This window comes from Ruegeria sp. CF1 (assembly GCF_056537445.1).
In genome coordinates this window covers 145329-169206 of sequence record NZ_JBQFRN010000009.1, presented here as the reverse complement: position 1 = coordinate 169206, position 23878 = coordinate 145329, and the positions used below count along the sequence as shown (strand labels likewise).

At 58.2% G+C, this 23878-nt stretch carries 7 protein-coding genes; 1 reads left to right on the top strand and 6 read right to left on the bottom strand.

Annotated elements, in window-relative coordinates; all coding sequences use genetic code 11:
* Positions 1-99 precede the first annotated feature (99 nt).
* Genes ACRZ96_RS15955 through ACRZ96_RS15945 form a run of 3 tightly spaced genes read right to left on the bottom strand, consistent with a single transcriptional unit; the run spans position 100 to position 3354 of the window.
* A complete protein-coding gene (locus ACRZ96_RS15955; RefSeq protein ID WP_480707492.1) occupies positions 100-849 on the bottom strand; it encodes an N-formylglutamate amidohydrolase in 750 nt (249 codons plus the stop codon).
* Positions 846-2546, bottom strand: a complete 1701-nt coding sequence (locus ACRZ96_RS15950; protein WP_480814832.1) for a Na/Pi cotransporter family protein — start codon at positions 2544-2546, stop codon at positions 846-848. Before ACRZ96_RS15950 ends, ACRZ96_RS15955 begins: the two co-directional genes overlap by 4 nt.
* A 4-nt stretch (positions 2547-2550) precedes the next feature.
* The gene (locus ACRZ96_RS15945) at positions 2551-3354 is read right to left on the bottom strand and encodes an inositol monophosphatase family protein (RefSeq protein ID WP_170408817.1); all 804 of its coding nucleotides are present in this window, start codon (positions 3352-3354) and stop codon (positions 2551-2553) included.
* 375 nt (positions 3355-3729) lie between these two features.
* Between ACRZ96_RS15945 and ACRZ96_RS15940 the strand changes: the two genes are divergently transcribed.
* Positions 3730-5259 (top strand): sulfatase-like hydrolase/transferase, encoded by a 1530-nt coding sequence (locus tag ACRZ96_RS15940; protein WP_480814831.1) that lies wholly within the window; start codon positions 3730-3732, stop codon positions 5257-5259.
* Between the two features lie 23 nt (positions 5260-5282).
* Here the strand turns inward: ACRZ96_RS15940 and ACRZ96_RS15935 are convergent, their stop codons facing one another.
* The 3 genes from ACRZ96_RS15935 to ACRZ96_RS15925 are packed head-to-tail and all read right to left on the bottom strand — an operon-like array spanning position 5283 to position 23605.
* Positions 5283-8642 (bottom strand): Tc toxin subunit A-related protein, encoded by a 3360-nt coding sequence (locus tag ACRZ96_RS15935; protein ID WP_480814830.1) that lies wholly within the window; start codon positions 8640-8642, stop codon positions 5283-5285.
* A 19-nt stretch (positions 8643-8661) separates the two neighbouring features.
* A complete protein-coding gene (locus tag ACRZ96_RS15930) occupies positions 8662-15609 on the bottom strand; it encodes a neuraminidase-like domain-containing protein (RefSeq protein WP_480814829.1) in 6948 nt (2315 codons plus the stop codon).
* Positions 15610-15637: 28 nt separating this feature from the next.
* Positions 15638-23605 (bottom strand): SpvB/TcaC N-terminal domain-containing protein, encoded by a 7968-nt coding sequence (locus ACRZ96_RS15925; RefSeq protein WP_480814828.1) that lies wholly within the window; start codon positions 23603-23605, stop codon positions 15638-15640.
* Positions 23606-23878 lie beyond the last annotated feature (273 nt).

Sequence of the window (23878 nt, the reverse complement as noted above, 5' to 3'; positions counted from 1 at the left end):
CCATCAAACGGCCCTGCATGTCAACCAGACAAACCAATACCGTATCAATCTCGCCAGACGAAACCTCAGCCTTCAAATGCTCAAATGTCAGTGTCGCGCTCACGATGCGCCCTCCCTGATCGTGATATCGTTCAGCGCCGGTTCAAGCAGCGCCAGTATGTCCCGGGACATGTTGGCAACCTGTATTTCATTGCCCAAAAGATCATTGCGTACCTCGATCATCACATTGGCCAGCCCCCGGCTCAGCGCATGGAGACGGAGCGAATGCGTTACACCGTCAGCGGGGCCATAGGGCTGATTGCGTTCCGTGCGGCGATGCGGGATCTGATCCATGTGATCCAGCATTGCATCGACCAGACGGCTGTCCTCGTCATGGAGAAGTCCAAGTTCAACCGCGCGCGGCTGCCCAAAATAGACTGGCGTGAAGGAGTGAATAGTCACAACGACTGTATCCGGACCGCGCGCATCCAGAACCTGTGCAACTGCCTGACAGTACGGGGCATACACTGCCTGGATGCGTGCATCGCGTTGCGATTGATCGAGGCCCACATTGCCCGGCACTTCGATCAGTTCTGATTTCTCGGGCATTGCGCTTGCCGCCTCGGGCGGACGGTTGCAATCATAGACCAATCGCGAGACGGTCGAGGCCACGACCGGAGCATCAAGCGCTGTCGACAGCGCCCGTGTCAGCGCCATTGCGCCCGGATCCCAAGCAGCATGGCTGACGCGCGCGGATGCGGACAATCCCAAGTCATCAAACTCTGACGGAATGCGGTTGCTTGCATGTTCACACAGCAGAACGACGCGCCCAACGCCCGCCTGGTTCAGGATTTCGACCGATCCGGTCATCCTTTGACCTCGGTATCCGCATCCTGTTCCATCTGCGGCATTTCTTCGATCAGACGCGTTTCAAGCAACTGCCCATTGCGATACAAGATCGGATAGGCAACCGCCGCGATATGGCTGTTGAATTCGCGAAAGGCGCGCAGGGTTTCGAGGTGGATGTCACTGGTTTCAAAGCTTTCTGCGCTGCCATGTTGCAAGCGTTTAAGGTGGCGTTTGCGACTGTCACGCTCGGCCCGCTTGATTTCGGTTTTTTCCAGGCTCAGCAGACGCGCGCTTTCCAGATCGTCCGAGATCAGCACGTTCGAGGCCAGTTTCAGGTTGGCCACAATCCCCTCGTGCATTTCGACCAGCTCTGACCAACCTTCTTTCGAGAACGCGGCCCCCTTTTTGCGCATGTCATCCGCCAATGCCGTCAGGCGTTTGGCCACCACGTCGCCCGCGGTTTCCAGGCGAATGGCATATTCCATTAGGTCCCGCGCAATCTTGGCATTTTCCTTGCCGAACGCATCAGCGGGGATAGCCGCCACATATTGCCGGATACCAGAAAGGCAATCGTTCACATCAGTATCCATGTCCCGAATGGCCCGGATCTGCTCCTTGTCACCACTGCGATAGAGCTCCAGCGCAGGCCGGAACATCGAGCCAACCATATCGCTCATCCGCAGAAGCTCGCGTTTGAGGTTAGACAGGGCCTGATTGGGTCTGCTGAGGGAGTCGAGATCAAGTGCGCTGATCGGTTGCCCGGGCTGCGCGCTGCTTTCAGGACTTTTCGGATCGGGCATCAGTTTTTCGAATGGCGCGCACAGCATGCCGCAGAACGGCAGTGCCAGAACCAGAAGCGAGGCGTTGAAAATCAGATGTGCATTCACCAGCATCTGCCCGCCTTGCAGATCGCCCAATACTCCGGTTCGCAGCGCCAGGTTGGCAGCAAACAGCGAGACAATTGACCAACTGCCCCGCAGCGCCAGATTAGCGAAGGGAATGCGCCTTGCAGACAGGGCCATGCCGCGTGTCAGCCAAACCGGGATGAAGGCGGACCCGAAATTAGCACCCAACACCAGCGAGAGCCCGGCGGCAAACGGGATCGCCCCGATTTGCACCAGGGTCACACACATCAAGATCGCAGCGACCGAAGAATGCATGACAAAGGCCAGCGCTCCACCGACCAGGAACGCTGTGATGTAATCACGCGCAAGATACTCGGCGATGGCGGGTAGAAAGGCGCTGTCACGGATCGGGTCCATCGCCTCGCGTAGAAAACGCAGTGAGATCAGGATGAATGCGACACCCATCAGAATACGGCCCAACTGGCGCGGTTTCTTGGCCTCTGTCTTGACGAACAGATAGCCGCCGACCGCAAGCAGTAGCGGCACCAACCAATCCAGTTTGAAGGACAGAACCTGAATGATCAGCGCCGAGCCGAGATCGCCACCCAGAACCATCGCGAGCCCGGTCGGAAAGGCCAACATCCCGCCCGCCGCAAATCCGGAGGTCAGCAATGCAACCGCGGCCGAGCTTTGCAAGACGACGGCCATTGTAAGCCCTACCATCGAGGCCTGCACATAGCTGCGCTGCCCCGTCATCACCCGCTGAAACGATGCACCATAGCTACGCTCGATGCCCGTGCGCACCATGCGCACAGCGTAGAGCAGCAGCATCGTTGCACCAGCCAGACTTATGAGGAAACTGACAATCGCCATTCCGTTATCCGTTCACCAGATCAAGCAGCTCGGAATGCAGTTGCGGCGTGGCCGCCGATATGACTCGGCCGTCGGAGTTCAGACCTAGCGGCTTACCCTCCCAATCGCTCATGATCCCGCCCGCAGCTTCAACTACGGCGGAAACCGGCAGATAGTCATAAGGCTGCAGATCATAATCGATGACCGCATCAACATGGCCCATCGCAAGCAGTGCATGCGGGTAGCAGTCATAGGCAAAGCGTCGGGTCTGTCCCGAATTCATCAACCGATCAAACAGGGCCGGATGATCCCGGTAAATCTTGTCGCCTTCGTTGACGAAAAAAACTGCGTCGCTCAATTGGCGTGTAACGCTGACCGAGACAGGCTTGCCATTCAGTGTAGCCCCTTGACCTTTCATGCCGATCAGAAATTCGTTCAGGGCAGGCATGCCGATGACCCCCAATCGGGGAACACCATTCGTGAGATATCCCAACAGGAACCCAAACAACGGATGCCCCGACAGGAATGACCGGGTGCCGTCAATGGGATCTACAATCCAGACATTCTGCCGATCCTGACCTTCGAACCCCTGTTCTTCGCCAAAGATACCGTCATCTGGAAAGTTCTCAGCCAAATATTGTCGCACCACGGCCTCGACACCCTTGTCCGCCTGTGTGACCGGGCTTTCGTCCGCCTTGAACTCAACTCCCAAACGTCCCCGAAAGTACCCGCGCGCAGCCTGCGCAGCGATATTGGCGATTTCGGCGGCGTGAATCGCGATATCTGACGTACCTTCGGGCGTTGCAACGGTATTAGGTGGGGTTAGCATCTGTTTTTGTCCCTCATTGCAATGCCTTAAGCAGTATTCAGAGACGCCGTCATGGTACAGGTAAACTGGATGACTAACGGATCGCCATTGCACATGGGTGTTCCGGTTGTATCGTCACTCTGCGATGCTGCATTACGCAACATCTTTTAAGCATCAACGTCACAAAACCCCACACAGCACAGCAACATTAACCCACAAAAAACAACTTATTCAACCAAATTATTCCGTTTTTGGTTGATTAGCGGTTTCGTTTGTGGATTTTTGAGCGGTGGGTATCGCCATTCCGAGGCAAAGCAGGCAATACCGCCGCGTAGTTTTGGCAGGAATACACGCGCAGGGCCAAAGATTCGGTTCAGTGATCAGGAGCACCGGGATATGACAGACAAACACAACGTCCTGTTTATCATTACCGACCAGATGCGGGCGGATTGTTTGTTTGGGGCATTGGAGGCCCATGTTGACCTGCCTCACATGCGCGCATTGATGGAGGACAGTGTTTCTTTCACGCGGCACTTTTCCGTTACCAACCCCTGCGGGCCATCGCGCGCCTCATTGCTGACCGGGCAATACGCGATGAACCACCGGTCGGTACGAAACGGCACGCCCCTGCGCCACGATGCACCGACCATCGCCAGCGAGATGCGCAAGGCAGGGTATCTGCCGATGCTTTTTGGATATACCGACACATCACAGGACCCGCGCGTGTTTGATGCAAAAGACCCGGCGCTCAGGTCATATGAATTCCACATGGCCGGTTTTCAGGAAATGCTGGAAATGCGGTTAGAGATGTCATTCCCATGGCGTTCTCATCTGAAAAACCGTGGATATGAGTTCGAAAACTATATTGATGTGTTCAAACCGGTCGCACCCGATGGCGGTCAGCCTGCGCTGAATGACCCGGCCTTCTACGCGGCCGAGGATAGCGACACGGCCTTTCTAACCGATCGGTTTCTGGAAACCATGCCGGCGTATGCGGATGATGACAGGGGTTGGTTTGCACATCTGACCTACATTCGCCCGCATCCACCGCTGGTTGCCCCGGCACCATATAACCGAATGTATGACCCTGCCTCGCTACCATTGCCATCGCGACTGCTAACCGCCGAGGCCGAAGAGGCGTTGCATCCGTTTTTCGCTCCGGCACGGGCCAACAGCACGGTTGCCGGATTTGTTGAAGGCTTCCCGGACCTTGAGCCGACGGACGAGGTAGTGCAGACGCTGCGCTCGATCTATCTGGGTCTTGCCACGGAGGTAGATCATCATATCGGCCGCGTGGTTTCGTTTTTGAAAGAGACAGGGCAGTACGACAACACATTGCTGGTGGTCACCGCAGATCATGGTGAGATGCTGGGGGATCGACACAGTTGGGGTAAGATGTCGGTTTATGATGCGGCCTATCATACACCCTTGATCGTGCGCTTGCCCGATGGAGCCCGTGGCAAACGGGTCGAGGCACCCACGGAATCGATTGATATCGTTCCGACGATTCTCGAATGGATCGGGCAGACAATACCGGATTCCATGAATGGGCATTCGCTGTTGCCCTTCCTTCAGAGTGAATCCTCAACCCCGGCTAACTGGCGCCGCTATTCATTCTCGGAGCTGGACTTCGCTGATCCGCTGAACCCAACCCGCTGGCAACGCGATCTGGAAACGGGGTTAGAGGACAGCTGCCTGAGCATCCTGCGCGACGACCGGTTTACATTGGTTGAGTTTGCGGCTGATCTTCCGCCCATGCTGTTTGACGGTGAAGGGCAGGGTGAGATGGAGAACGTGGCAGAACATCCTGAACACGCCGCCACATTGGCGCGCATGACACGCGACATGTTGCGTCACCGGATGCGGAAAATGGACAAGACCCTGTCAAACTGGATGATCACCCCGGATGGTCCGCGCCGTCCGTGACGTTCCTATTTGGCTGAGGATCGTCAACCACCCCAGGTTACGGTCATCAGCATATCCGCGAACTCTGCGGTGTCGAAAAACAGCACGATCTCACCCGTTGGGCCTGCGGGCAACGGAACCGTCGCCAACTGACCAACCGCCAGATCGCCCAGTTCCGGACGGCGGGTCAATGTGTCCTGAACCACACCTCCGTCGCTGGTATCAGAACGATCAGACACCATGATTGTTGCCGGAGCAGCATCCAGCCTGCTTTCAGCAAAAAGATCGCACCGTTTGAGCGTCGTGAGGCGACCAGCCGACCAATAGGGATAGTGCTCGGGTCGGAGTGTCAGCCGCAGCTCGTGACGCCCACCCGCAGCGGGTGTTTCGCGGCGGAAGCGTGCCCATTCTGTCGGGAACTCGTGCCGCAGTGAGAATAGCCGCACATTGCCCACAGTCCCGTCTGCCGCGATATCGGCTTTCAGATGATCAACCGCCGCATTGCGCACGGGTCCACCGCCATCCCGCGCAGTGTAGCGCAGGTGCAAGACGACGTCCGAGATCGTGTCATAGTCGAACTGTTGCGGATCGCCCTGCGTTGGGTCCGCCGGCAGCTCTAGCCGCCATTCGCTGACTGCGCCCACATTCTCGAATGGTAAATAGCGATCATCAGGCACGCCCTCGAACTGACCGGTTTCCATTTGCGCCGCACTGAACACATTGCTTTCGGCGCTGTGAATATCGGCGAAACGGTCGTCTTCGGGGCCCGTGCGAACATAGCCATCCCCGATATCCGGTCGTTGCCGGATGCTGCTCTTGAGATGCACGAGTTTCGCATGGGTTCCTATATAGGGCCCGGAAACACAGGGCAGGCTGAGCGCAACACTCTTGATCCGGCGGAAGTAATGGCCCGGCCCATCCAGATCGAACTGGGCCTCGGGGATTTTAAAGGTACACCGACCTGTTCTTCGCAGATTGACCAGGGCCAGCGGATCGATTTGCAGCAGGCTGACATGTTTGGTCAGCTCGTATTCGTTGCGATTGTGCTCGTGATACGCAAGCTCCATCCGCTTGACGTCCAGCAGCAGCGCCTCGCCTGAAAGAAGCCCCTTGCGACCGCCATCCCAATAGTTGAACTGCACCAGAGTTTTCTTATCCAGCTCGGGCCGCATCAGTTCGGCTTTCATGGTCTGCTCGGCACGCCGCGCAGTATCGAAGGCAAAGCGGTAGTACTCGTAATACAGCTTTGACAACTCGCCTTGCAGCCAGCCATAGAGCTCTTCGTTGGTGTATTTGTCCTGCAAGAAATCGCGGGTCCGCTCTGTTAGACGGATTGCCTTCTTCAAGTTCAGGTATTCGCGATGCTGCGCCTGTTCCGCGATCAACGATGTCAGAATCTGACGCCCGATCTGCATCACATCATGGGCCGCCAGATTGTGCTGCAATATCCATTCGTCGGCGCGGCGTTCATAGGCGGCAGCGCGAGCCGCCATCCCGGCCTGATCACGGTTCCAATCCGCGATCATCCCGGATACATCCCCCGCGATCCGCATGACCGAGGACAGCACGGTTCCTACCTTAAAGTCGATGGTGCCACCGAGGCCCCAATAATGCAGGTCCAGTTTCGGGTCGGGGATCGGGGTAAGCGTTGCCGAGATCGAGTGGAATACCGATTTGGCCAGCGTTGTGTCCCGGGCTATTGGCAGCAGGATGTTAAGTTCTTCATTCTCTTTTTTCGACAGGTGAAGGTCTCCGTCCCCGGTTTGGCCTGACGTCTGCGCGCCATCGCCATCGCCCGGACGCTCAAGATCGGGAAACTCCAGCCGCTGAACCGGCACGTCATATTGCGCAACAAGTGCTTCGTAGGCTTCGTCGAAATTGGCCTTTGTCAGGGTCTGACGGGTCAACTCAAGGGTCTCGGGCGCATTTGGATCAGCTTCCTGACCCAGCAGGCGCTTGTAATAGTTCAATCGCTCAAGCGCCGCGCCACGACTGCCTATCAGCGCTTGCGTCGCTGCTTCGGTGTTTTTCCATTGCAGGTAACGCAGATCGACTTGCAGTTTCTGCAAGCTGACTTCGTGCCCCTGCCGCAACAGGGCTAGCGCCTCGGCGTCGCGTTTCTCCAAGGCGGTCAGCAACGCCGACCCGATATTTCGGACCTCACCAGCCAATTCCGCCGCCTTCTCGATCAACACGCGCGAGCGGACGGGGCTGACCGGTTGATTTAAGCCTGACACGACCGAGCCGATATCCAGCCCAGCCGCCGCCGCCTTGACCAGCATTCCGGGATCGATCGGCGGGTCGAACAGGGCAAGCGGACGAACCTGCCCTTCGATATCCATACAGTTGCGGATTTTGAACAGCCGGTCGGCAACCGTATCCCAATAACCCAGCAGCTTTTCATTATGCGGGATGCAGAAATACAACGTGCGGGCCATACCGAATAACGGCGCAGCGCTGTCGCTGGTGCCCGCACCTGTTGGCGTTGTGAAATTGAAGGGGAACGCGCCTTCAAGCTCGACCAATGCATTGCCCATCGGATCAAGCCCTTGCGCCCGAAGCTGCGCAAAGGTGCGTGGCGTGGTTGTTCCACCCGCAGGTGACCGCTGCGGCTTGTCGCCCAACAAGTTCGAGGCGAGCACATAGATCTGCAGCGCTTCCATGATGGCTTCGCGCGTGAATTGCTGGAACAGGTTGTCACCCCAGGCAATCAGATTGTCGAGGTACTTCATCACCACGTGCATCATGAATGAAATCGTCCGTGTGCGCGCGACTGCAAAGGGCTGAAATGGGGTGTTTCGCACCGCTTCATACCCATTTAGGATCGCTTCTTTCTCGGCCAGCTCCGCGTCGGTGCATTCGTCGTTTGGTTTGCTGAGCAGGGTCAACAACGTATCGATGGATTGGGCTTCGCCCTCGCGAAAGGCAAGGAAACGCCAATAGCGTGTGGGCACCGGTACATCGGGGTCATTCTCGGTCGGATCGAAAATCAGATGGAACCAGCGTTGCGCTTCGGCGAAACGTTGGGTCTTGGACAAGTGCACCGCAATGGTCAGCGGCACATGGAACATCAGTTCCCAATTGTAGTTGGCATAAGGCCCACCCATCCGCGTGTCGATTTCCTTCGGGAACGAATGGATGTCGATCTTGTCGGTTTCCTGCGGGGAATAGAGGGAATTGAAGAATGACTTGCGCAAGCTTTTGTGAAACTCCGGGGACAACATCCCGGGCACACCCTGTATGTTCAGACGCTCGATCAACTCCGATACAAAGGGGTGGAAGAAGTTTTCAAACGTGTAGTCCCAGTGTTTTTCATAGCTGATAAGCTTGATCTTCTGGGGGCCGAAAATGTCCTGATCAAGCAGGTGATGATAGCCGTAAGTGCTGATCTTGCTGGTATCCATGATCAAAGTCCTTTCCGGATCAAGTGCGACGCATGCGGACGGTGCTGCCCATCGGGCCGATGTCGCGGTCGCCAAAGCGGACCGTGCCACCGGTGCCCAGCGCTGTATGGACAAAGGCGTCTTCGGTCACGAATGCACGAAGAGTGCTCAGGTCGGCGCTGCCAAAGCCGGGGATTGCAGTCACCCGTTCAATCCGGTCGGGCTGCTCGGCAAGCGGCTCGAATGCCAGCACCATGGTATCGATTGTCGGGTCAACCTCGGCCACGCGGCCAAAATCAAGCCAAGTCACAACTTCAACGATCCGCTGTTTCGTGGACACGTAGAACACATGTCGCGGGTCGGCATAGAAGAACGGCGACTCCCAGGCTTCTCCATTGGTCGGGTGATGCGGCTGTGTGGCCTGATCGGGCGCCTTATTGGACAGCAACCGATGCGTGATCCCGTCATTGGAATAGATCGCTGTAAGGCGGTTTGACCCGGTCGACGTAATACGTTTCGGCAAGAAATGCGGCGCCTTCTTGGGTGAGCGCGTATCGGGTGTGCTAAACGTGTTGTACATAAAGAACGAAACGCCCAGCCAATCCTTGTACGAGATCGATATCCGCATCCCGTTGGTCCATGGGAATGAAGACAGGCGGATGCCCTTACGGAAATTGCGCATCTCTCGGGCTGGCACGTTTTCGCGCAGCAACAGGGGCTCATCAGGATCCGAACTGCGCGGCGGTTGCCACACGCCATCCACCCGTTCGGTCCAGTTCAGCATGACCTTGACGTCAAAGGTGGGTTCATCAACATCCATCAACGATGACGCCTCAACCTCGGCCAGCGGGCCTGATCCCGCGTTGGGTGTTCCTTGTGCCGTGTTTTCCGGCATCATCTTGATCCAGAACAGGAACAGACGATTGTTCCAGACCAGCGGCATGACCGGATTATCCTCGATATCCAGCGGGATTTTCTCCCACGCGCTCCACGAGCCGTAGGCACGGGTTCGGTGGTAATAACTGCGCTTGGCCCCGGCGGTCCGCCCGATGACGTGCAGCACATCGTCTGCTGCACCCGGATCGCCCTCGATCTGGTAGAGGCCGCATACTTCCAGCTTGGCGACCTCTTCCAGTTTCTGCAGATACCCGATCAGCGAGGTGGCTGCGCGTTCCTCGGTGATGTCACCCTGCAACAATTCACTCATCGCCTCACGGAAGAAGGGTGACTGGTCGTCGCGCAATTCCGGCTCCATCCAGTTTTCAGGGTACAGGAAGATTTTCCTGTTTGCCTCCCACACGCGATAGCGTTTCATCCATTCCCAGTGTTTCGACCTGAGGCTGGATGCAGCCACACGGGGTTCAAGGTTCATCAGGCAGCGCTCGGTAAAGATCTGTACCGAGGACAATGCGTGGCGAACCCGCGAAGTGAGCATGCACGGCTCCATCTGCACGTCCATCAGGAAGTATTCGAACAACTTTTCGGGCGTGTTGATATGCGCCGCATCCGGACGCCCGCGCAGATCGTGCAGGATATGCGCCACCAATGCATCACGCTGGCGCTTGCGCAGGCGGTCATTGATCGGTTGCAGGATTTTGAGCCAGTCATCCGGGCTGTAACGCGCACGAAGGGCGGCGCGGAAATTCCGCACAATGGGTCCGGTTGGGGCGGGTGTTGCGGCAGCGATAAGCGCTGTCGCCGGAATCCCAAGTGCCGTCAGCCATTCGGCGATGTCATGAAGCCGCTCCAGAACGGCCAGATCGCCAATATCGGCTGGGGTGAGTCCGAAATGTACCAACAGGGCGGCGATATCCACGGGATCCCAGCGCGTGACTTGGAACAACTCAGCCTCGGCGTCGGCTATGGCGAATGCTGGATTCTCGGCTATCGAGACCAGCCGGGCATTTTCAGGGGCATAAGCCGCCTTTAATCGCGCCATGCGCAGGTGTGCCGTTAGCACCCCCATCAGCGCGGCAGAGGTCGGATCATCAGGTGTGCCGGTGACGGGCAGGCTGTTTGGCCAGGCCGCACCCGCAATCTGCAAATCGCCATGTGTCGTCAGGTGCAAGACCTCAGCGACGTCAAGTTTCAGCGTTTCGGACAACCTGGCAATGCGGCGCGTGCGCAGGAAGGCCGCGCCCAGATGCGATACCGGATCAGCCGGGTAGAGATGCGAAGCGCCGATGACCTCAGTTCCTCGGCCCGGTGCACTCCAACGCAACGCCAGTCGGTCGGTCACATTGGCCACGCCCAGCGCGATTTCGACCAAAGTGCCTGCGCGAAGCTCGATCGCGTTGGTGTTTGACCATATGCCGCCCGCCTCGGTCAGAGGAACAGGTTCGCCTGCGATGCTGAGTGTCACGGTCGCGCCCGCATCAGCTTCGACAGCAATGTTGAAGAATCCGTTTTCAGGCGCTTCCAGATATCCCCGTAACCGGATCGAAATCGAAGAACCTGGTGTGGTTTGATTGTCTGGCAGCACTGTTCCAGTGGAGGCAAAATCAATCGCGCCAGATATGGTTTCGACCCGCGCAGGCGGTGCAGTGTGGGCCGGACCATCGCTGATTTCAGCACTCAGACCCCCGGATTCGAGCATCAGGGCATCCTCAAGCGCGGAGCTGGCTGGATCAGTCGCCGCATGCAGAACCTCGGTCTTTTCGAACAGGACGGCTGCCAGATCAGCCTCAACTTCGATCGCGGTACCCAGAAGCTGCAGCGCCACCTGGCGTTTCCGTCTTGAGATCAGCTGCGGCAGGATTCCTTCAAGCAGGGCACGATAGGCCTCGGCCTTTGACGTGGTTGAGCTGCGGTATGCGTCGTGAAGCGGGAGCAGCTCGGGGAAGCGGGTTAAGAATGGCTGTGATTGTGCCTCGCTGGCGCTGAACAAAGCGTCAATTGCTGGCGTGAAGGCAGCAGGTGTCCCGGCGACGGCCTGCAGGGCATCTCTGACCGTGGTCGACATGAGCCCGTTGAAAACCAGTACCTTGCGGAAATCGTCATAAGCGATTTGATCGGGCGCCTCGGCCAGGATCGCCGGCTCTAGCGCAGGGGCAGAATGGTCATAGGTAACCTCGGCCGAGGATGTGGCCTCCAGATATCCGAAGAACTGCTCGGTCGCTTCGGCCCCATAGACCAGAGCCATGTGGGACCGGGCAATACCGCCATCGGGATCGTCCACCAGAACAAAGTCATTGGTGATCGCCGCAAACCCTGCACGCAGATCGCGTGCCAGGGTCGTGATGTTTTCTGCGGGCGGTGTCGTCTGGCCACTTGGGTCATGGTTCAACAGCAGCGCCAGCGCTGTTTCCAGCGACAGGCCTAGCTCGGACAGGCGATGCACCAGATCGATAACCGTCAGCAGAGCGGGTGCAGTGGCGTCTTGCGGGCCATAGGGGTCAAGACCGGTGGCTTGCAGCAAACGCTCCAATCCCGGCACGCTTTGCTCAAGCGCGCGCGCCAACCAGCCGCGACGGTAGATTGCGCTGACCGTCTCGATGGTCAGGGGTGTCGTGTCATCGAACCCCAAAACAGCAACGATCCGGTTAAATTCCGGACCCGTCAATGAAAAGGCCGCGCGCAATGTTTCAACCTCGGGCAGCAACAGGGCCGCAGGGTCTGTAAGCACGCCGCCAAAACCATCTTCGGCAAAGGCGGGGTTTTCGCGAGCAGGCCGCTGGAACATTTCACGGAATAGCGCGGCGGTTCCATTGGTGCTGATTGGTCCAAAGAGGGCCAGGATCGGGCGCAGCGCGTCCTCGGGCCTTAGCTCCAGCGCATCAAGGGCCGACATGGCGATGCCCAACTGTGGCAGGAGCTCGGCAAAGCCGGCGTCCATGCGAGCCAGGTCTACCTGCGCGTCGGCGCCGTCCGGCATCTGGTTCGTCGGATAAAGCGCCGAGATGATAGCATCCGTGTCGGCAATGCTAAGTTCCAGAACACGCCACAGACGGATGAACCGGTTAATCCGGATAAAGTCATTCCATTCAAGGCGGTTGGACAACGGATCAGGGTCTGGGTGACGCAGTTCAAGCGCGCTTAGGTCGCACATATCCGACGGGTCTTGCGGATTTGTAAGCACGATCAGACCCATGATCCGGTCGAAAGTAGTGTCATCAAGCAACCATGCCTCGACATCACCGCCAAAGCGTTCAGGCTCGACCCCTGCCGCCATCCGGCTTTGTAGTTCTGCGGAGTTGATCGCGCCGTCCCGGAAGGCCCGGATATCGTCGAAGCCCAGGCCAAGATGCTCAAGCTTCGGGATCAGCGCGGCTCCGGGGTTCACGAACTCAGTCTTTAGGATGTTCACGAGATCAACCGGCGTGATCTCGGTACGGCGGCATAGGTCGCGCACGCTTTCCAAACCATCACGCACTTCGGCTGCGCTGGCACCCGCATCAAAACCATAAAGCGAACGCACTGTCAGATCGGGTCGCGCTGACCCGGCAACCGCCACGCTTTCGGTCAGGACGGCGTTGAGACCGCGCGAGATGTTCAAGCGCTGCAGCCAGATGTCGCGCCATCCGTACGGTGCATCGTCCAGCGCGTCTGACGAACGCAAGTCGGCCATAACCCGATGTAAAGGCGCGTCGAAACGATTGAACAGGGCCTTCAGTGCCTCCAACGAACGGTCAAACGGCAGGGGGGCAGGGAATTGGGCGGTGGCCAGCGTGGCATAGGCGGCATCGCGCACAAATTGTGGACTGGCCAGCAACTCTTCAGGCGGTGTTTGACCATCGGTCGAATGACCCTGATATCCACCCAAAGACATGCCATTGACAACGAAATGCTCAAGCACCTCGCTCACCAAGTCGATGTATGGCACAGGCGTCAGAGTGTTTTCGCAAGTCAGAGGCAGGTGTTGAATATCAGGCCGCCGATCAAGCAACACATCAAGTGGATTGGTGAAGCCGTTCGGAATCTCGGTCGCGGGGCGATCGAGAAACAGCAGAAGATCGACAAGATAGGCTGCGGGGCTGAGGACTGACCGGCAATGCTCGCATCCGCAATAATCCATCGAACCGAAAAGCTCTTCTAATGTGGAGTATGCGAGCACATCACCAAAATTGTCCGACCCGCCCGGGGTAGGGTTCAAAAATCCGTCAGCAGCGCCCACGCTGGGGCCGATCGCTGGCATCATCCGATGAGTCATATAGGCGGTGGCCAGATTCAGAACCGCTCCGTGGACCTGTTCAGCCTTGCGGTAGATCTGCATCGCGACGGCCTCGTTGAGAACGGCCTTGTGGGCGCGCAGGAAATCATCTTGTGGCAGCGCCACGACCGTATAGGCCGAATCCAACCCTGCAGCCAGCATGGCATTCATACTGCTGTCGTCGGGCGAGATCTGATAGACCCGCTGAATGCGTGAGATTTCGCGCACCACTTCTGGCGGTTCGTCCAGCGCATTTTTTGCAATAAAGCGCGCAACGGGCTGCTGACCTATCTGGAAGGTATCGGCATGTTTTGCGAGGAATTCATGAACGTTGTTCGACAACCCGGTATCGACCAATGGCGTCTCCTGCGCCCGGACCATTTCCGCAACAACCGCAGTCGGGAAAGACAGCCGCACCTGAGCGGCCATGAATTCTGCATAGTTGGCGCGTCTTTCGGCGGCATCCCGGCCCTGAACTGCCTCTGGCACAGGGTCGGTATCATCCATGATCGCGGCCCAGGCGTCGGCTTTATGAAAACCCGCCTTCACTAGGCCTCCCAACGTACCGTCCGCATCGCCATCGGTGTCACGGTGCAAGCGTTCGACCAGCTTGGAGTTGTTGAGCGTCAGATAGGCAAGCTTGCCATCGGTCTGCAAACGGGCGGCTTTGTCCTGACCCAACTTACCCTCTACCTCGGTCCAGAATGTATCGAGATCATCACCATGCGCCGCATGGAGCGCGGCAAAAGTTTCACGCTCGTCATCCCGCGTCAGCGAAAGTGCAAGCAAAGGCTGCATTCCGGCCAAAGCCCCGGGAGGGGGCGTATCCAGCCGCACGCGCGCGGAGACTTCGGTAAATCGGGCAAGGGAGGCATTTATCTGATCCGCCAGTTTGGCGTCGATCAATCCTTCATCCAGCGCGGATTTCCAGATTTGCGCCACTTTAGCAGGGGGCGTGCGGAAAACCGCGGTGTCATCGGCGGGAACACCTGCACGTAAAAGCGCATAGAACAGGCCAGAGTCGATGCGTTGACCACGCCGTCCAGCGGTCTTGTCAGACAACTGCTGGGATAGCGACGCCAGTGCCACGGCGCGCGCGTCCCAACCTGTTTTATTGGCCAGATATGTGATGTCCTGACGGGTGTCGCTTTCTTCAAGTTTCGACAAGGCACCGTTGAACTGACCAGAGAGCGCCTTGGTCAGTGTGGCGTGTTCTGACGACAGTTTTGCGGCACTTTCAGCAGGCAGAACCACGGAAAGCTCGGACTCCGGTCCGGCGTCATATTCCACCGCCGAAGCGGCAACCACATCGTCATTCAAACGCACCTGCACCTGAAGGTCTGGCGCATCCTTGCCGCGCTTGGTGATCTGATCTCCGGTAAACACAATCTCGAAGGCACCGCGTTTACCGGTTGTAGCCTTCCCCAGTTCAACTTCGCCGCCGACACCTTTGTCGACAACAACAACAGCAAGGCCATCAACAGCCGCACTTTGCGCACTTATAACGCGACCGCTGACACGGTAGGTGCCAAAATCCGTCGGCGTGTCCAGTCGAGCGACCAGATCGTTAATCACAGCTGCCGTTCTTTTATCGACACTGCCGGTCGGGGACAGATCGGCCTCTTTCTGAACCAGGCGAACGGCTTCAGTGGTGCCCTTTCCGTAGGTCGGTGTGCGGCCATCCTTTTCGCGCGACACGATATCGGCCAGCGCTCGGCGCGCGCTGATATCATTGGCCAGCAGCAAGCCTTCACGCAGCAGTGCCAGCAAAGCGGATTGCAGATCGCCCACCGTAGCGCGGCGCATTCTGGGCTTTAGCGGATGCGTAACTTTGGTCATGAGGAGGTACCCTTTCTGACAACTGCGTTCACCATTTCAAATGGCCTTTGATGCCCTGGCCTTGCAGGATCGACATCGTGCCTGCCGCGCCCAGGCCAAGGTATCCAGCGGACCGTCGGAAGAAGCCGCCAACGCCGCCCTGACGATGGCCTGCGTCGATTTCGTCCACCCAAAAATCGGCCGCTTCGCGCGCGGCGGTTTTTTCGCCTTTGATTGCGGAGCGAGCTTCGGTTCCGGCCAGTGCAATTGAGCCGAAAGCTGCGAGCCCGGCGGCAAGGACCGATCCGGCACCACCACCCGTGACGAGCTTGCCCGACACCGAGACCACGTTGAGCGTGCCCGAGGCCGTGCCCTCGACCACATTTGCAGTGCCAACGCCGGTCTCGCCTTCGGCGATTTGAGTGATCCCTGTGCCAACCTGAATGCCGCTGGCCGCCATACCGATCACCATGAGCCCACGGCCCATGACCCCCAGGATGGCGCGGCCCCCGGACAGGGTGTGCGACACGGCCTTGCTGCCTTTCAGCGCCTTGGCCAATTTCGAGATCGAGGTGATCTTACCCGGTTTGTTCACCCCGCGTATGGTATCGAGCTGTTGTACCATAACCGCATTCTTCGGTGCAGCGCCGGGGCGATAGACCTGCACGGTGCCGTCAATCATACCAGTATTGCTGTTGAATGAGGTAAGCATACCGTTGCCCTGTTTCGGAATCTCGATCAGTGTCCAATTGCCATTGCCATGCGCCACGAGATGAGATCGAACCCCGGCAACTTTTACACCTTGGGCATGGGTGGTATTGACGTCGGCAAAGGAAACCATGGCACCGGGCGGATGCGTATGCGCGATGGCCGTTGTACCTTTGGGGATCGAGACTTCGGGTCTTGAGGCCGTACCTTTCAGTATCTTGAACGTGTTGTTTTCCTTGATCAGTGCAAATTCCTGAACGCTGCCTTCGGTGTTTCTGACATGCGTTGCCAGTTCATCAAGCGTCTCAAGACCCTTTTGCAACGAAGCAACTTCAAGTCCTCCGGCGGGTACTGAGGGCGGCGCCGTGCCCTCGGGATCGTTAAGCGTAACCGGGTTGTTATAAGCATAGGCATACAGGTTCAGCCCACCTTCGATACCGATGGGATCGGCACTGATCCATCGGCCTAGCCAGGGGGCAGCATAGCGCGCACCGTGGTGGGTGAGCCCGGTTTCGGCATCCCGCTCCATCGCTGTGTATCGGAACCGCTTCGGCCCCAGACCTGCAGTGGCAACGCCTTGGTAAGTGGTGCTGCCGAAGGGGCTGTATTCCTCGTAAGACAGAACTTCGCCGTTCTGATCCAGTTCAATCCCTACGCTGCCAACATGGTTGCTGTGCTGGAACCGAATGACACGGCTGACGGTGCTACCCGCGATCGTGGTCTCAACCAATGCGATGCGACCGGCTTCGTCACCCACATGCAGTGTCTCACGCGTACGCGGGTTTGCCCCCGTTTCGCGGACTATGTCGAACCCGCCCAGCGAGATTGTCTCGCGCCGGATAGCCCCTGCGACGGTTTCCGTCACCTTGCGGATGCGGGCTCCATCGGCGGCATAAACAAAGAAAGTGCGGTCCCCTTGGTGGGCCAGACCATCCGCATCATCGGGTCCAATCGCCTGACGGCGGCACATGCGCAGTTGGTTATCATGGTCCCATTCAATCTGATCCAGATGGGAAAGGCGCAGCATGTTGCCCATCGCATCATAGCCATCACCGCCCTGACTGATGATATCATTCACAGCACCGACCGATGTCTGAGTTAAGCGGTTCGAAGGTACCCCCGCAGACAGGGCACTGTCCTCACCATAGGTGTAAGTCCGCGTCCAACCGGGTGCCACGGGATCAGAGCCCCGGTGGCGCATCTCAATCAAGTTGCCCGCAATGTCATAGTGAAAACGCTCAAGATACCGGCCAAGGGCGAAACCATCACTGCGGTGTGGCAGCCGAGTTCGCGCGGCATCGTTATAGCTGTGGGCGCCGGGTGCGCCGCCTTGCTGGCCCAGATGTTCGCGGCCCGTCGCCTCGATCAATCGATGCAAGGCATCAAATGTATAGTCGTTAGAGGCATCAACACGGCGATTACGGAAAAAGATCTGCTGTTGCGCGCTGTCGCGGATGTGGGTCACGTGGCCAGACACATCGTAGATAATATGCTGCGCCTGCAAGTGGCATCCTGGCCAGCCTGCAACTGGCGGTGTCGGACAGTCCGAGCCAAAACCCGTTGCTTCGCGCCGGGTGATGATGCGTTCGGTGAGACGGGTCAACGGATCATGCAGGATTTCTGTTTCAACCGCGTTGCCATAGGTTATGCGTTCGCGGTCGCCCCAAGGGTTATATGCAATGCTTGAGACCACGGCATGATCCGCAGTGGCGGGATCCAACAAAGTGTCAGGTGCCGCGGGTCGTGCGTGCCAGGTGTCCACCCGATCAAGCCGCGAGGACGGGTTATAGCGGTACTGCACAACCTGGATGCGCGCGCCCGGCCCTTGCGGTTGCAGCGGCACCAGTTGAACCGGACGGTCCAGCGCGTCAAAGCGGGTTTGCCCTGCGAAAATCTCGGGCTCAGTCGCCACGGGTGCGGCCCAATCGAGCGTGGTGCGAAACTCCTGCGCCAGTTGCCGCTGGCTGCGGATTGGGTTGCCTTTGAAATCATGGGCCAGAATTTCCATCGTGCCGGATTGGTCGCGGCTGATCGCAATGCGTTTGCGGCGGTTCAGGGCTTCGGGTGTCGGCAGCGATTCTCCGTAGACCGTTTCATCGATCCGCAGCTCAGGAACCGCATTGATGCTTAGATGAGTGGCGATGGGTCGGCGCAATACATCGAATTCGTGGCGCAGCCGGTGGTCGCGCGCATCCCACGTAAACGCCGTTTCGCCATTTACATCCGATAGCCGCCAACGGGTACCGCCCTCCATACTGTCGGTCCGAATGGCGGTGCTGAGCATGTCGAAAGCGGTACGCTGAACCTCGCGCCCAAGCTCATCCCAGGTTCGGCGCGTATTGCCTTCGATATCGATTTCGGTCGCAACGCGGTGGAGTGTCTCGGTCGGTAGGGTGCCCGGGGCCGTGTTGCTGTAGAGAGTGCGGTTCGTGGTGAGGCGCGCGATCAGCGCACCACGGGTATCCGCCAATGCCCGCATCGGTGTGTCATCATAAAGCGCCGATTTCGATGCAGCCTCAGTGGCGCGCTGCCGGTCTTCGGGATCGGGGAAACGGGTCGCCAACGCCTGCGCTTGCGCCGGATCGGTGCGCAGCGCGTGCCAAGTGGGTAAATAGGCAGCCTGCGGCAACCTGCGGAAATGGTCGCCAAGATCGGGGTCTTGGGCGGGATCCGAAATCAGTACAGTATCGCCCGGGTCCCATGTCGTCTGGTCCCAAACAGAAAACCGGTGTTTGCTCCATGCATGATCGGGATTCAAAATCCCGATCTCTCTGCCCAATGCGTCGTAGAAGAAAATTGGGCTTACACCGATGCGGAGGTCGGACTCATAGGTCGGGCGATCTGTGAAGAACGGTTCGAACTGTCGAACAATATTGCCCTTGTTGTTACGCACTTGCCAGCCGGTACCAACCCAGCGTGGCGACGGCGATGCGGACATAACCGGCCGACCATCAGGTCCCAGCAGGATGTTCCCCGAGCTATCACGCGTTGGGACCGGACCGTCTTCGGCCTGAATCTTGCGTTGAATTTCCTGCCCCATCCCATCTGTAAAGGTAAGTTCGGCCAGGAACGGGGTGGTTTGACCCGGCAAAAGATCACTGTCGTGAACCTCTCGATGCAGGGAAAGACCGATGACGGGTGATGGGACAGGATCCCCACGAGAGTGATAATAGGCCCAGGGATCATAAACATAACGCATTGTCGCGCGCCCAAGTGCTGCCAGAGCTTCAGGTCCACGCGGATTAGTCAGCACTTGGGTGCGTGCTGCAGGCACCAGTGTCGGATCAAAGCCATCCAGCCTGTCACCTTCGTCGGGCCCATCGACCTTGCCCATTCGGGCCATGCCGGTCACGCGGCCATAGGCGTCAAAGACCACCTCGCTGCGATTACCGTTCTCATCGGTCAATACCGAGGCTTGCAAAACGCGATAATCCTGTCGGCGTTCGGTGATTGCGCCAGCTGGACCGGTCGAGCGTACCCCTGCCGACATGCGATTGCCCAATGCGTCCTGCGTTTCCTCGATCAGCAGGTCGAAAGCGTCATAGCGGGCTGTTGTTTCCGTAGGTGTCGTAGGCTGATGGAACGGGTCCCGCAGGCGATGTGGTCGAAAGAAATGCTGACGTGCAAATGCCAGCTCTTGCGCGGGCGTATCACCGCTTGAGGGCGACAAAAGCTGACGGTCCGATGGCCGCCACCACTGGCCGTCACCGTCAATCTCGGTGTATCCTGCCTGCGCCATCTCGGCTGCACCAACGCGGCCTCCATAAACCTGCGTGACAAGACCCGGCGTGAAGGCCAGTTGGAAGCTTTGATGGAAAAGCCCCAAACTGCCCATCTGGCCAAGCGGCAGTGGGCCGGTCAGCGTATCATCCCTGAAATACTGACGGCGGTGTTCGATCAGACGACGCTGCACCTGACCCGCGGTTGGGGTCGCTTCATAAGCAAGATCGGCTGCAGCGTTCGCCTCTGTCTCGATCTCATCAAAGGACAAACGCGTACCCGGCGCTGGGCTTAAGCCGGTAAGCTCAAAGCTTTGCTCTTCACATGACACCGAGGCGCGGTAGGTTTGATCTGTCGCGATCAGGTCCGTGACGCGCCGCGTGTGTAATACCGCATGTAACTGCGCCTGACGCGCCTGATCTTCAGGCGTCAGCGTCGGATCAGGTGTTTGCCGGCCATACATGACATCGACGCGGCGCAGTTCAGTCCCAAACGGGTCAACCTCCAGTATGACCTGATGCTGAAGGCGCGGGTCATCGGGGATCCGCTCATAATGCGCGGTTAGACTTTCCCGGGCATGGGTCAGAAACACGGCATGACGGTTGAGTCCACGGGACTGCAGCAAATGCACAGTCTGCGTTTGCTCAACCACCTGATAGGGGTGACCATTGGGATAGCCGGGCTCCGCCCTGCCATCGAGCGCATAGGTTTCACGCCGCAGCACCGTGCCGCGAAGCGCGCGCGCAGCCTCGCGTGTTTCTTCGGTTGTCAATCCGGGTGGCAACACCGTGTCGGGCAAAAGCCGCCGCCGCGCTTCAACATCGTCGTCACGCCAAGCGGGTGCGCGCCAGTATTCCCCACGATCCTGCCCATCAAGCAGACCAGCCAAGACATCGGGCAGACTACCTTGGTCGAGATACACGCCGGTATGAAACCATGTTCTGGTCAGGACGGGCGGAACATGAGATGCCGGGTCTTCGTTTGATGCCAGTGGCCCCAGCGCATCTGACGAGAGCGCTGCGAATTCCTCGGTGTCCCATTGTTCGACCATGCCGAACCCGCGAAACTCGCGCTCGACCCCGTCGAAATGACCATGGTGAAAGGCAAAGCGAGATACGAACCGGGTTTGCGCCACACGATCATATGTGACGATGCGATCAACCACCTGCACCGGGAACGGCAGGCGCGTGGCCCAAGGACGTCCTTCATAAAGGTCTTGCAGGTAAAACCGCGACGACGAGGCATAGCGCAATTCGGTCTCGCCACCGAAATTGTTGACATATCGGGTCATGAGGTGCGGTTTTTGTCCGCCCATCAGATCGATGTAACGCAGAGGCTGACCTGCGTCGCGGGACAAAGTAGAGGACCACACAAGACAGGCGGTGCCCGTTCCAAATAGATCGAGCAGATCAACCGAAGTTTCGGTATCAAGCGGCGGCACATTCCCTAGGCGTCGACGCGGTGCAAGCCGGTTGCCAGACATGTTGAAATAGAGGTCGATACCTTCTGCACCCAGATAGACAATGTCGGTGGTGCCCGAGCCGTCGATATCCGTCAGGCGCAGGCGGCTGCGGTCGAACATTTCGGGGCGATCAAATTGTGGCGCGTCGTCCATCGCCACTTTGGTGCCGAAACGCCCATATCCGCAATTGGGCCAATAGGCGACTTCACCACAGCGGATACGAACCAGATCAGACAATCCGTCGCCGGACATATCCGCCAGAAAAATTGCAGCCTCCGGATCGGAAAACACAAGTCGGGGTCCGTCAGTGTCGTTCCATGGCTGCGCTTGCCTGCGCGCGGGGCCAAACCCGGCCTCGCCTTCAGAGGGGTGCCAGACAAAAGCGGTGTCCTCGGTCAGAAGAATGTCAGCAAGGCCATCGCCAGTCAGGTCAACCATCTTCATGCTGTCATTGGACGCATCTACATGTGGCCAATATTCAAACGCGCGGAAGTCGGACCAACCTGATTGCGCGTCGCGCTCATGGAACCCCGGGGTTGTCCGGTCCATTACCACCAGATCCGGGCGACCATCCCCGGCAAGGTCCATCCATTGACCTGACTCGGCAAGTGCAGGCCGTTCGGCAACCAGCACGGGGGCAGCAAAGCGCGCCGTGCCATTCATTGGTCCAAGGTTGCGAGTGTAATGCCAGGCACCTGGGGTCGAAGTCAAAATTCCACCAACACCGTCACCGTCCAAATCAACCCAGTTTGCCGGATCGGTAAGTCCGGCCGGAGCACCTTCGGTCTGCTCGCGGTCAAGGCCGTGCACAATATCGTTCACTTCAGCTCGGCTATAGGTGAATTCCACCGGTGGAATTGCCTGTCGTCTGTAGGCGAGGAACGTGGCTCCGTTCACATCGAGCGGTGCAACCGTATCGTCCGGAGCGAAGCCCGACTGCGCGACCGCCATGAGGAATGAGCCATAACGCGTACTGCCGGGGTGCTGACGCTCGTCATCAGTGTCAGCACCGGGAGGGGTGAAATCGTCATAGGAAAACTCGGTTGTCTTCACGAGACCGCGATAGCCCGGTTCGCCCGTCGGCAGGTCGGGGATATCATGAAAGGTCAGAATTCGATGGCAGCGGCGATAGCGCCGAACCTCAAAGCCCGCGCGGTAGCTTGATGTGGGGTCCGGGCGCACTTGCCAATTTCGGCCGGGATTAGCGGATGCATGTACAAGCTCATGCTGAGCATCCGCCGCCACGTTGGGATCAGGTGCGATTGGCAACAGGTGGTCTTCGCCATAATCGAATACGACCGTGAACAGCCATCCACCTGCATTCACATCCGGATCAACCAAACGAGAGACTCGATTGCCGTAGCGGATGCGTTTCAGATACCGCTCGGCTGTGCGGGACCGATTGGCTTCGTGCGCCTGCGCCTGATCGATTCCAACTGCGTCTTCGGCGACATGCTCGTATCGGATGGCGTTGCCTTTGTCGTCAAAGGTCTCGGACAACAACCAGCGAAATACACGGGCGGGGTCGTCCGGGTCTGCCACCCTTGATAGGCCTGACGCGCCATAGATCGAAGTGACGTTTTCGCGCGACGTGACACGCCAATGCGCGATACCCGACGCCTCGTCTGTCCACCGCTCAATGCGGGCAAAAGTGCTTTCGATCCGTGGGCGGAACCTGTGGATGGTCACACCTGGAAACCGCGCGCGATCTTCCCATTGTGCCCCCTGAGAATCGAGCAGCGGCACCAGATCTTCAGACCCAGAAATCAGGAAGACATCCGATCTGGCGGCATCGTCGTATTGGGGCAGGCCCTTTTCCGTTTTGCGCGTGATCTCGGGCAGCGAAAGTGACCATCCAAAGCCGAAAATGCCGCTGCTGGTGCCAGCCTCATAGCTCAGTTGCAACTCTGGTGTGAAACCACCACGCCCGGGGCTCACAGGAACCGGAATCGTCAAGGACGCAGACCCGGTCACCGGATTCGAGGTGATCTTTTCACCAATACCAGAAATCGCGCCACCGCCTTTCGGCAGATTAAGCGACAGCACATCTTTGTTGGCGCCATTGTCACCTGAAATGGCGGATGCTTCCGACCTTTGAGGTCGGGAAATGGCAGTGGAGCCTAACATTCGGCCACCATAAATTCGTCATAAAAATATCAGCGCCACAGGGGCGCTTTACGTAAGGTAAGCAATCGGAAACCGCTGGGTCAATGCAATCAGATGGGATCGGCGATTGTCTGCCATACCGTTCTGGTTGTGTTGTTAAGCACAACCTCGCAAGCCTTGGACAAGGCTACGAAGTTTCATTGCGCCTGCAGCTTATCACAGGGGTTGCGGGACCTGCAGAAACAATAAACCAGTAGGGGTAAGGGCAGGGTTCGCGTGCGAATCCGGTTCATG